Origin of the sequence: Pseudonocardia nigra, assembly GCF_019396355.1 — a bacterium.
GTDB classification, from domain to species: domain Bacteria; phylum Actinomycetota; class Actinomycetes; order Mycobacteriales; family Pseudonocardiaceae; genus Pseudonocardia; species Pseudonocardia nigra.
Genome location: NZ_JAHKRK010000237.1, coordinates 1 through 11,518 on the forward strand (window position 1 = coordinate 1; position 11,518 = coordinate 11,518).

Below are 11,518 nucleotides of genomic sequence, written 5' to 3' on the forward strand. Positions count from 1 at the left end.
TGGCCCGCAGCGGCGCCGACGCGGTGCTGATCCCCGAGGTGCCCTTCGCCCTCGACGGCGAGCAGGGGCTGCTGGCGCACCTGCGCCGGCGGGTCGCCGAGCGCGGGCACGCCGTGGTCGTCGTCGCGGAGGGCGCGGGCCAGGAGCTGCTGGGCGGGCACCCCGAGGACGCCGGCACGGAGCGTGACGCCTCGGGCAACGCCCGGCTGCACGACATCGGCCCGTACCTGCGGCGGCGCATCGCCGACCACTTCACCGACGCCGGCGTCGAGACCTCCATCCGCTACATCGACCCCAGCTACGCCATCCGCAGCGTGCCGGCCAACCCCTACGACTCGGTGTACTGCGTCCGGCTCTCGCAGGCGGCCGTGCACGCGGCCATGTCCGGGCGCACCGAGATGGTCGTCGGCCGCTACCGCCGCCGCTTCGTCCACATCCCGATGTCGGTGGCGGTCAGCAGGCGCAACCAGGTCGACCCGCACGGCGACCTGTGGCTCGCGGTGCTGGAGTCCACCGGCCAGCCGGTCCGTTTCGGCTGACATCGGTAGGAGAGCGGTAGTAGACTTCCTGTCGTGCCCCGCGGCGAACCCTCCCCGAAACTCGCGATCACCGTTGATCCCGAGGTGCATCACGGCGTGCTGGCCGCCGCCGCTGCCGAGGGCGTCAGTGTGTCCGCTTGGATGACGGAGGCGGCCCGCCACGCACTCAAGCTGCGGGACGGGTTGGCGGCGGTCGCCGAGTGGGAAGCCGAGCACGGGCCGCTCACCGCGGAGGAGCTGGCCGCGGCACGTCGCCGAGCGGCAGCGGATCACGATCGTCGCTCGGCGTGACGGTCGTGTACGACGCCGGTGCGCTGATCGCCGCGGAGCGGGATGACCGGGCGTTCTGGGCGGACCACCGGGTTCGGCTGGAGCACGGCGTCATCCCGATCGTTCCGACCCCGGTGGTTGCGCAGGTCAGCCGTTCCCCTCGGCAGGTGCAGCTCCGCCGGCTGCTCCGCGGCTGCGACGTCCGTCCGCTCGACGAGGCCGACGCGCACCGGGTCGGCCTCCTGCTGGCCGCGGCCGGGCGCGGCGATGTGGTCGACGCCTGTGTGGCCACGCTCGCGGTCGATCGCACAGCCGCCGTAGTGACGAGTGACCCGGTCGACATCCGGCATCTGCTCGACAGCGCTGGCAGGAATTTGCCGATCATCGAGGTCTGACCGTCCGTTCAAGCGGATCCCGGGTGGGCACCCGGAGGCCATGACGACCCCCGAGGACTTCCCGCGCACCGCGATCGTCACCGGCTCCGACTCCGGCATCGGACGCGCCACCGCCGTCGCGCTCGCCGCGGCCGGCTGCGACGTCGGGATCACCTGGCACGAGGACGAGCAGGGCGCCCACGACACCGCCGAGGAGGTGCGCGGGCACGGCCGCCGGGCCGAGGTCCGGCACCTCGACCTCACCGCACTGCCCGGTGCCGCGTCCGTCGTGGACGAGCTGGCCGACGCGCTCGGCGGCGTCGACGCGCTGGTGAACAACGCCGGCACCGGAACGTCCACCCCGCTGCTGGAGATCGGCTACGACACCTGGCGAACCGTGCTCGCCACCGACCTCGACGGGGCCTTCCTCGCCCTCCAGCGGGCGGCGCGGCGGATGATCGACGCGGGGCGTGGGGGCCGGATCGTGAACATCACGAGCGTGCACGAACACCAGCCACGCGTCGGCGCGGGCCCGTACTGCGCGGCGAAGGGCGGGCTCGGTCTGCTCACGAAGGTTGCCGCGCTCGAGCTGGCCGAGCACGGGATCACGGTCAACGCCGTCGCGCCGGGGGAGATCGCGACGCCGATGACCGGGCAGGAGGACGTGGATCCCCGGCCGGTCGAGCGGTCGGGCGTGCCGCTGCGCAGGCCGGGCGACGCGCGGGAGATCGCTGCCGTCGTCGCGTTCCTCTGCTCGCCCGCTGCCGGGTACGTGACCGGTGCGTCGTGGCCGGTCGACGGCGGGATGCTGCAGATGGGGCCAATGGCGGGCTCGCACCTCACATCCGACGATTGGCGCCGGCCGTAACGGCGCCCGACCGCGCCGTATGCGCCGGACGGTGGGTGCGCGGCGGGCACGCGATACTGGGTGGGTGCACGGGCTCGCGATGCGATTCCTCGGCCACTCCACCATGCGGATGGAGCTGGCCGGCACGGTGGTGCTCACGGACCCGATCCTCACCGGCCGGGTCGGTCCGCTGCGGCGGGTCGGGCCGCCACCGGTGCCCGGCGACTACGCCGACGCCGACCTCGTGCTGATCTCGCACCTGCACGCCGACCACCTGCACGTGCGCTCCCTGCGGAAGCTGCCGCCCACCGCGCTGGTGGTGGTGCCGGCGGGCGCCGGGCACTGGCTGCGGGGGCGCGGCATCCGGCGCGTCGCGGAGCTCGCCCCCGGCAAGGAGATCGTGGTCGGCGACCTGCGGGTCACCGGCGTCCCGGCGAAGCACAGCGGCCACCGCTGGGGCCCGCGCAGCACGCGCGGCCCGCAGGCGCAGGCGATGGGCCACCTGCTGGAGACGCCGGACGGGCGCGTGTACGTCTCCGGCGACACCGACCTCTTCCCCGGCATGGCCGAGCTCGCCGAGCCCCGGATCGACGTCGCGCTGCTGCCCGTCTGGGGGTGGGGGACGTCGCTGGGGCCCGGCCACCTCGACCCGGTGCGCGCGGCCGAGGCGGTGGCGTTGCTGCGCCCGCGCGTCGCGGTGCCGGTGCACTGGGGCACGCTCGCACTCGCCGGCCTGACGCGCGTCCCCGGCGGTCCGGGCGCACGGATGCGGCGGTTGCTGGTCGAGCCGCCACACGAGTTCGCCGCGGCCGTCGCGGGCGGCACCACCGCGGTCGTGCTCGCCCGGCCGGGCGCGGAGGTGGCGCTGACGTCCCCGGCGCCCGGACCGGTGGGCTCGTGACGGTCCTCGCGGTCGACTGGACCGATCCGTCCGCGATCGGTTACCCGGCGGTGTTCGGCGGTGTCCTGCTGGGTTCGCTCGTCCCGGTGGTCCCCACGGGTGCGGTGGTCGGGGCCGCCGCGGCGATCGCCATGACCACGGGCCACCTGTCGCTGCCGACCGTCGTGCTGCTCGCGACGGCCGGGGCCGTCCTCGGCGACCTGGTGACGTTCGGCGTGGCGAAGCTGGGCGGCGGACCCGCGGTCCGGTGGCTCACCCGCGCGCAGCCGCAGGAGCGCCTGGACGCGGCCCGCACCCAGTTCTCCGACCACGGCTGGCACCTGGTGGTGGTCGGGCGGCTGCTGCCCGCGGGGCGGATCCCGGTCCTCGTCGCCGCCGGCGCGCTCGACTACCCGTGGCGGCGTCTCGTGCCCGCCGCCCTCGCCGCGTGCCTGCTGTGGGCGATCGCCTACTCCACGCTCGGGATCGTCAGCGGCGGCCTGTTCGACAACCCGATCGTCGCCACCCTGATCGCCGCCGTGCTCGTGCTCGTGGTGGGGGGCGTCTCCACGCTGGTGGCGAGCAGGCGCAGGAACCGCCGGTCGGCGGCCCGTCGGGAGGGCGCTGCGTCGTGAGCGGGTGTGCGGGCGCAGCGGCGTCCGTCAGCGAGGAGGCTGGATGAGCGTCGCGGGGGGAGCGGGGCGGCTGCTGCGCGGAGGACGGGTCGTCGCGCGGCTGCTGCTCGTGTGGCTGCTGTCGGTGGGTGCGCTGCAGCTGCTGGACGAGCTGCTCATCGGCTTCTCCATGGCGGACTGGTGGCAGCCCACGGTGTGCGCGCTGCTCTTCGGCGTCCTGAGCGCCGTGGTGTGGCCGCTGATCCTGCGCATCGCGCTACCGGTCGCGCTGTTCACACTCGGGATCGGGTCTTTCCTCCTGCTCGGCGCCGGGGTGCTGGCGATCTCCTTCGCGGTGCCCGGCGTCGTCGTCACCGACTTCGGCACCGCGGTCGTCGTGGCGGTGGCCGTGGCCGCGATCGGCGCACTCGTCAGCAGCCTGCTGGCGCTCGACGAGGACGAGCTGTTCTTCCGCCGCGCGGCCAGGCGTCGGGCCCGCAGCGGCCCCGGCGGCGACGGCGAGCTCCCGCCGGGCGTGCTGTTCCTGCAGGTCGACGGGCTGGGGTACGACACGGTCCGGCGCGCCATCCGCGACGGGGACATGCCCACGTTCGCCCGCTGGCTCGCCACTGGTAGCCACACCCTCACCGACTGGTACGCCGACTGGAGCTCCCAGACCGGGGCGAGCGTCTGCGGCATCCTGCACGGCGACAACCACGACATCCTCGGGTTCCGCTGGTACGAGAAGGACCGCGACCACATCGTGGCGTGTGCGAACCCCGAGGACGCCGCCGAGATCGAGCGGCGGCACTCCGACGGGCGCGGCCTGCTCGCCGTCGACGGCGCGGCGCGCGGCAACCTCTTCACCGGCGACGCCGAACACGTCAGCCTCACGATGAGCGCGCTGCCGGTCCTCACCGGCTCGCGGCGCAGGCGCGGCAGCGGCGACGGCGTCGGGGCCGGCTACTACGCCTACTTCGCCAACCCGGCCAACGCCCTGCGCACGCTCGCGGGTGCGCTCGTCGACGTCGCGCGGGAGGTCTCGGCGTCGGTTCGGCAGCGCCGCGCGGGCGTGCGGCCCCGGGTGAACCGCGGCGGGTTCTACCCGTTCGCCCGCGCCGGCACCACGGTGATCGCGCGCGACGTCGTGGTGTCGGCGATCATCGAGGACATGCTCGCCGGCCGGGCGTCGGTGTACGCCGACTTCCTCGGCTACGACGAGGTGGCCCACCACTCCGGCGTCGAGCGCTTCGACGCGCTCGCCGTGCTGCGCTCGATCGACCAGCAGATCGGCAGGCTGCACCGCGCCAGGCAGCTCGCGCCGCGGCGCTACCACATCGTCGCGCTGTCCGATCACGGTCAGACGCAGGGCTGGGCGTTCGCGGACCGGTTCGGCGAGTCGATTGAAGCGCTGGTCGGGCGGCTGTGCGGCGCGCCGCAGCCCGACCCGCGCCGCGGCGCCGACACGGACGCCCGCCGGCCTGCGGAGGGCTGGCAGGTCGGGGCCGCGCTCGCCGAGGCGTCGGCGGGCGGCGGGCCGATCGCACGCAGGCTGCGGGCCCGCGTCGAGCGCGCCGCCGCCGACCACCCGCGGACGGCCACCGGTACCCCCGACGCCGCGAGCCGGGCCGCGCCCGGTGTGGTGGTCGTGTCCTCGGGGCACCTCGCGCTGGCGTCGTTCACCGACCACCCGGGGCGCGTGGAGCTCGAGACGGTCGAGCGCGAGCACCCCGAGCTGCTGCCGTCGCTGGTGGACCACCCGGGGGTCGGCTTCGTGCTCGTGCGCAGTGCGGAGTTCGGCCCGGTGGTGCTCGGCCGCGACGGGCTGCACCGGCTCGCCACCGGCGTCGTCATCGGGGAGGACCCGCTCACGCCGTACGGGCCGCACGCCGCCGAGCTGATCCGCCGCGTCGACGGGTTCCCGCACTGCGCCGACCTGATGATCAACAGTCGGTACGACCCCGCGACGGACGAGGCGCCGCCGTTCGAGCCGCACGTCGGGTCGCACGGCGGGATGGGCGGATCGCAGTCGCGCGGGTTCGTGCTCTACCCGTCGGAGCTGCCCGCGCCCGGCGAGATCGTGGGTGCCGAGGCCCTGCACCGGGTGCTGCGGGGCTGGCTGACGCACCTGGGTCAGCCCGAGCCGCCGGCCCGGGTCCCGGACGAGGACGCCGACCGCGACCGCGACCGCGTCGCCGACCCGGCCGCCCGCGCCTGACGCTCGGCTGGCGACCCTGAGCGCCCTCGCCCGCCGTTCCATGCCGACTCGCGGGTTTCCGGTGGCAGGGATTCCGCGAGTCGGCGTCTGAGGGTGCGCGAGTCGGCGTCTGAGTGCGGGCGAGTCGGCGCCTGAGGGTGCGCGAGTCGCCCGACTCGCGGAGGGGAGCGGTGGGATCACCCGTTACGGTTGCCGCCTCGATCACTGCCCGTGGGGGGACGCATGAACCCAGCGGCGCTGGAGCTCCTGCACGAGGGCAGGCGGCTGCGCGTGCCCGCCGGCCGGCCGTTCGTCATCGGAAGGGGGCCGGAGGCCGACCTCGACCTCCCGCACCCCCGGGTTTCCCGCCGGCACGCGGTCGTCGAGCTCACCCCGGCCGGCTGGACGCTGACCGACAGCTCGAGCAACGGCACCTACGTCGCGGGCAGCCGGGTCACGGTCCTGCGGCTGACCGGGCCGGTCGTCGTGCGGCTGGGGGACGGGAAGTACGCCGCCACCGTCGAGCTGCGTCCGGCCGCGGGTCCGCAGGCACCCGCCTCCGGCCCGCGGGTGCGCGACACCACCGTCCACCACGTCCGGTCCGGGCGCCTGACGATCGGCAGGCTGCCCGACAACGACGTCGTGCTCGACGACCTGCTCGTGTCCCGCCGGCACGCCCGGCTGGAACGCACCGCGGACGGCGGCTGGGAGCTGGTCGACCTGGGCAGCGGCAACGGCACGTTCGTCAACGGGTCCCGGGTGCAGCGCGCCGCGATCACGCCCGCCGACGTGGTCGGGGTCGGCCACGCCGTGCTGCGGTTGCAGGGCGACCGCCTCGTCGCCGCCGTCGACTCCGGGGACGTGGCGTTCGCCGCCCACGGGCTGTCGGTCTCGACGCCGGGCGGGAAGCGGCTCCTGCGGGACGTGTCGTTCTCGCTGCCCGGCCGCTGCCTGCTCGCCGTGGTCGGGCCGAGCGGCGCGGGGAAGTCGACCCTGCTGCGGGCGCTCACCGGTTCGCGCCCCGCCGATGCGGGCCACGTCCGCTACGACGGGCGCGACCTCTACGCCGGCTACGACGAGCTGCGCCACCGCATCGGCCTGGTGCCGCAGGACGACGTGCTGCACCCGCAGCTCACCGTGCGCCGGGCCCTGCGCTTCGCGGCGCGGCTGCGGTTCCCGGCCGACGTGCCCGAGGCCGACCGGGACCGCCGCGTCGAGGAGGTGCTGGCCGAGCTGGGGCTCACCGGGCAGGGCGACCAGCGCATCGACACGCTCTCCGGCGGTCAGCGCAAGCGCACGAGCGTGGCGCTGGAGCTGCTCACGAAGCCGTCGCTGCTGTTCCTCGACGAGCCGACGTCGGGGCTCGACCCCGGGCTGGACAAGTCGGTGATGCGGACGCTGCGCGGCCTCGCGGACGGGGCCGACGGCACGGGCCGCACGGTCGTCGTCGTGACGCACAGCGTGCTCAACCTGGACGTGTGCGACCTGCTGCTGGTGCTGGCGCCGGGCGGGCACGTCGCCTACTTCGGGCCGCCGCGCGAGGCGCTGCAGTACTTCGGGCAGCCCGACTTCGCCGAGACGTTCCTGCTGCTCGACCGCGTCCCCGGCGAGGAGCTCGCGGCGCGGTTCCGGGCGTCGGAGCAGCACCGGCGCTACGTCGCCGCTCCGACGGCCGCGCTGCCACGGGTGCCCGACCGTCCGGGCCCGCCGGGCACCGCGCCCCCGCAGCAGGGCGTGCTCACCCAGCTCGGCGTGCTGGGCCGCCGATACCTGGCGGTGATCGCGGCCGACCGGCAGTACGCCGTGTTCCTCGCCGTGCTGCCGCTGGTGCTCAGCCTGCTGGCCCGGCTGGTGCCGGGGGACGCGGGGCTGTCGGTGTCCGCGGCGGTCGCGGCGGGCTCGGGGCAGCCGAACCAGCTGCTGCTCGTGCTCGTGCTCGGCGGCGCACTGATGGGGATCGCCGCGTCGATCCGCGAGCTGGTCAAGGAACGGCCGGTGTACCGGCGGGAACGCGCGATCGGGCTCTCGCTCGGCGCCTACTCGCCTCGAAGCTGCTGGTGCTGGGCGCGATCACCGCGGCACAGGCCGCCGTGTTCACGGTGCTGTCCCTGCTCGGGCACCGCCCGCCGGACGGCGCGGTGCTGCTCGGGTCCGGCTTCGCCGAGGTGCTGCTCGCCGTCGTCGGGGTGACCGTGGTGACGATGACGGTCGGGCTGGTGATCTCCGCGTTCATCGACAACGCCGACCGCGGGATGCCGCTGCTCGTGCTCGTCCTCATGCTGCAGCTCGTGGTGAGCGGCGGGCTGTTCCCGGTGCACGGTCGGCCGGTGCTCGAACAGGTCGCCTGGCTCGTCCCGGCCCGGTGGGCCTACGCGATGGGCGCGTCGACCGTGGACCTCAACCCGGCCCTCCGTACCGGTCCGGACCCGCTGTGGGAGCACACGGCGGGCCGGTGGCTGCTCGGCGCCGGGGTGCTCGTGGCGCTGGCGGCCGTGCTCGTCGGGCTCACGGCGTGGCTGCTGCGCAGGCTGGACCAGGTGCGCGGATAGGTCCCGAACGGGATGGTTCGGGGCGAGAACGTTGTACGGTGGATCTATGGACACCCGCAGCGACGACGAGATCCGCGCGGACCTCAGCTACCTGTTCGACAAGTCCAGCCAGGCGCTCGCCGCCCGGATGACGGCCGCGCTCGCCGAGGTCGGCATCACGCCGCGCGGCTACTGCGTGCTGTCGAAGGCGCTGCCGGGGGAGCTCACCCAGGGCGAGATCGCCGAGATCGCCCTGCTCGACAAGACGACGATGGTGGTCACCCTGGACCACCTGGAGAGCGCGGGGCTGGCCCGCCGCGTGCCGTCGCCCACCGACCGCCGGGCGCGGATCGTGCAGACCACCGAGGCGGGCGCCGAGGTGGTCGACCGCGCTCGCACGATCATCGACGGCGTCTATGCCGATGTGCTCGGGGTGCTGCCCGAGCACGAGCGCAGCGTGTTCCTCGACGCGCTCGTCCGGCTCGTCGGGCGCGGCGGACCGCTGTCGGACCTCGGCCCGGCCGAGAACGTGCCGCGCCGTAAACCGGTGCGATCGTCCCGAGCAAGCTGATCCGAAAAGGGATCGTCTAGAACGAGACTATCTGCTACGGTCGCTCCTGGTTGCACATCCACCAGGAGGTCCGCCGTGATCGGCACCCGTCCCACCCCGAGCCGCTGGGCAGCGCTCACCGTCCTGTGCGCGGGCATGCTCATGATCATCCTTGACGGCACGATCGTGAGTGTCGCGCTTCCGGCGATCCAGGCCGACCTGGGCTTCTCCACCGAGGGGCTGGCCTGGACCGTGAACGCCTACCTCGTTCCGCTCGGCGGGCTGCTCCTGCTCGCCGGCCGCCTCGGCGATCTCCTGGGCAGGCGGCGAATGCTTCTGGCGGGGCTCGTGCTCTTCGTCCTCGCCTCGCTGCTCTGCGGCCTCGCGATCGACCCCGCGATGCTCGTGGCGGCCCGGTTCCTGCAGGGCGTGTCGGCGGCGATGGCCTCGGCCGTGGTGCTCGGCATGATCGTCGGGCTCTTCCCGGAGCCCGTCGAGCGGGCCAAGGCGATGGGCGTCTACGCGTTCGTCGGCGCGGCGGGCGCGTCGACGGGGCTGGTGCTCGGCGGGCTGCTCGCCCAGACGGTGGGCTGGCGCTGGATCTTCCTCGTCAACGTGCCGATCGGCGTGGTCGCGGTGGTCGCCGCCCGGTGGACGGTCGCGCCCGAGGCCGGACAGCGCGGCCGGGCCGACGTGCTCGGGGCCGCGCTCGTCACGGCGGGGCTGATGCTCGGCGTCTTCGCGATCGTCGACACCTCCGGCCCGGCCGTGCGCGTCACGGTCGCCGTGCTGGCGGGCCTGCTGCTCGCCGCGTTCGTCGCGCGCCAGCGGCGGATCGCCGAGCCGCTCGTGCGCCTGTCGATCTTCCGGTCCCGCGCGGTGTCCGGCGGCAACGCCGTCCAACTGCTGATGGTGGCGGGGATGCTCGGCTTCCAGTTCACCGGTGCGCTGTACCTGCAGGAGTCGCTCGGGTATACCCCGGCGCAGACGGGTCTGGCGATGCTCCCGATCGCGGTGACGATCGGCGTGGTGTCGCTCGCCGGCTCGGGCCGGCTGATCGGCCGGTTCGGGCCGCGCCCGGTGCTGCTGGCGGGGCAGGTGTTCGTCGCGGCCGGGCTGGTCCTGCTGGCCCCCGACGCCACCGGGAGCTACACGGCGGACCTGCTGCCGTCGATCGTGCTGTTCGGGGTCGGGGGCGGGCTCGTCCTCCCGGCCGTCACCACCGTGATCATGTCCGACGCCACCCCGGCAGACGCCGGGCTCGCCTCCGGGCTGGCCAACACCAGCCAGCAGGTCGGCGGTGCGGTGGGCGTGGCGGTGCTCGCCGTGCTCGCCGCGGCCCGCACCGACGGTCTCGTCGCGGCGGGGGTGCCCGCGGTCGCGCTGACCGGCGGGTACCACCTCGCGTTCCTGGTGAGCGCCGGCCTGCTGGTCCTGGCAGCCGTGCTGACCCTCACAGTTCTGGCCCCGCCGAAGCGGGCCGCGCGCGAGCTCGCTGTTGTTGAATAGCCGCGTGCTCGACGACGACGCCCCGGCGACCGGACCGCTCGCCGGGGTGCTCGTCGCCGACTTCTCCCGCATCCTGGCCGGGCCGTACGCCACGATGATCCTCGCCGACCTGGGCGCCACCGTGATCAAGGTGGAGGGCCCGGGCACCGGCGACGACACCCGCACGTGGGTGCCCCCGACCAGCGCCGACGGCACGGCCACGTACTACCTGTCGATCAACCGGAACAAGCGGTCGATCGTGCTGGACCTGGCCGACGCCGACGACCTCGACGTGGCCCGGCGGCTCGCCGCCCGCGCCGACGTCATGGTCGAGAACTTCAAGCCGGGCGGGCTGCGCCGGTTCGGCCTCGACCACGAGACCGTGTCCGCCGGGAACCCGGGCGTCGTGTACTGCTCGATCAGCGGCTTCGGCAGCGCGGGCGGGGCAGGGCTGCCGGGCTACGACCTGCTCGTGCAGGCCACGTCCGGCCTGATGAGCCTGACCGGCGACGCCGACGGCCCGCCGTACCGGGCGGGCGTCGCGGTGTTCGACGTGATCACCGGGCTGCACGCGGCCGTCGCGATCCTGGCGGCGCTGAACCACCGGCAGCGCACCGGCGAGGGCCAGCTGGTGGAGACGAACCTGCTGTCCGCAGCGCTGTCCGGGCTGGTCAACCAGACCTCCGCGGTGCTGGCGGGCGGCGTCGTCCCGGGGCGGCTGGGCAACGCGCACCTGAGCCTGTTCCCCTACGAGCCGCTGCCCACCGGCGACGGCGAGCTGATCGTCATCGCCGCTAACGACGGGCAGTTCCGCAAGCTCGCCACCGCGATCGGTGCCCCTGAGCTGCTCGAGGACCCCCGGTTCGGCTCGATGGGCGACCGCAACGCCCACCGCGACGAGCTGCGGCCGCTGCTGCTCGCGCGGCTCGCCATGAAGTCGGCCCAGGAGTGGTTCGACTTCCTCGCGCCCGCCGGCGTCCCCTGCGGCCCGATCAACACGATCGACGAGGGGCTGGCGCTGGCCGAGCGCCTCGGGCTGGACCCGGTGGTGGAGCCGGGTGGGGTGCCGAGCGTCCGCAACCCGGTGACGTACGGGCGGACCCCGCCGGCGTACCACCGCGCACCCCCGGCGCTGAATGCGGACAGCGCCGAGGTCCGCGCCTGGCTGCTGGCCGACTGACCCCGCCGCCCGCCCCGCCCCGCCGCGCCGCGCCCCGCCCCGCCCGCAAAC

At 74.7% G+C, this 11,518-nt stretch carries 12 protein-coding genes; all 12 read left to right on the forward strand.

Going from position 1 to position 11,518, the window contains the following annotated elements; all coding sequences use genetic code 11:
* On the forward strand, positions 1-539 hold a 539-nt coding region (locus tag KME75_RS35305), incomplete at its 5' end, for a 6-phosphofructokinase (protein WP_219419288.1).
* Between the two features lie 33 nt (positions 540-572).
* Complete coding sequence (locus KME75_RS35310) at positions 573-830, forward strand: hypothetical protein (RefSeq protein WP_219419289.1); 258 nt, start codon at positions 573-575, stop codon at positions 828-830.
* The gene (locus tag KME75_RS35315) at positions 827-1,204 is read left to right on the forward strand and encodes a hypothetical protein (RefSeq protein WP_219419290.1); all 378 of its coding nucleotides are present in this window, start codon (positions 827-829) and stop codon (positions 1,202-1,204) included. Before KME75_RS35310 ends, KME75_RS35315 begins: the two co-directional genes overlap by 4 nt.
* A 40-nt stretch (positions 1,205-1,244) precedes the next feature.
* Positions 1,245-2,051, forward strand: a complete 807-nt coding sequence (locus KME75_RS35320) for an SDR family oxidoreductase (protein ID WP_219419291.1) — start codon at positions 1,245-1,247, stop codon at positions 2,049-2,051.
* A gap of 79 nt (positions 2,052-2,130) precedes the next feature.
* A complete protein-coding gene (locus tag KME75_RS35325) occupies positions 2,131-2,931 on the forward strand; it encodes an MBL fold metallo-hydrolase (RefSeq protein ID WP_246633470.1) in 801 nt (266 codons plus the stop codon).
* Positions 2,928-3,545 (forward strand): DedA family protein, encoded by a 618-nt coding sequence (locus KME75_RS35330; protein ID WP_219419293.1) that lies wholly within the window; start codon positions 2,928-2,930, stop codon positions 3,543-3,545. The genes KME75_RS35325 and KME75_RS35330 overlap by 4 nt, the downstream gene beginning before the upstream one ends.
* Positions 3,546-3,588: 43 nt before the next feature.
* Positions 3,589-5,742, forward strand: a complete 2,154-nt coding sequence (locus KME75_RS35335) for a phage holin family protein (protein WP_219419294.1) — start codon at positions 3,589-3,591, stop codon at positions 5,740-5,742.
* A 222-nt stretch (positions 5,743-5,964) separates the two neighbouring features.
* A complete protein-coding gene (locus tag KME75_RS46360) occupies positions 5,965-7,911 on the forward strand; it encodes an FHA domain-containing protein (protein WP_219419295.1) in 1,947 nt (648 codons plus the stop codon).
* Positions 7,821-8,270 (forward strand): ABC transporter permease, encoded by a 450-nt coding sequence (locus KME75_RS35345; RefSeq protein WP_219419296.1) that lies wholly within the window; start codon positions 7,821-7,823, stop codon positions 8,268-8,270. Before KME75_RS46360 ends, KME75_RS35345 begins: the two co-directional genes overlap by 91 nt.
* Positions 8,271-8,316: 46 nt before the next feature.
* Positions 8,317-8,820 carry a MarR family winged helix-turn-helix transcriptional regulator gene (locus tag KME75_RS35350; protein WP_219419297.1) on the forward strand — a complete coding sequence of 168 codons (504 nt, stop codon included), beginning with the start codon at positions 8,317-8,319 and terminating at the stop codon, positions 8,818-8,820.
* Between the two features lie 75 nt (positions 8,821-8,895).
* Complete coding sequence (locus KME75_RS35355; RefSeq protein ID WP_308283378.1) at positions 8,896-10,308, forward strand: MFS transporter; 1,413 nt, start codon at positions 8,896-8,898, stop codon at positions 10,306-10,308.
* Positions 10,309-10,312: 4 nt separating this feature from the next.
* The gene (locus KME75_RS35360) at positions 10,313-11,467 is read left to right on the forward strand and encodes a CaiB/BaiF CoA transferase family protein (RefSeq protein ID WP_219419298.1); all 1,155 of its coding nucleotides are present in this window, start codon (positions 10,313-10,315) and stop codon (positions 11,465-11,467) included.
* Positions 11,468-11,518 lie beyond the last annotated feature (51 nt).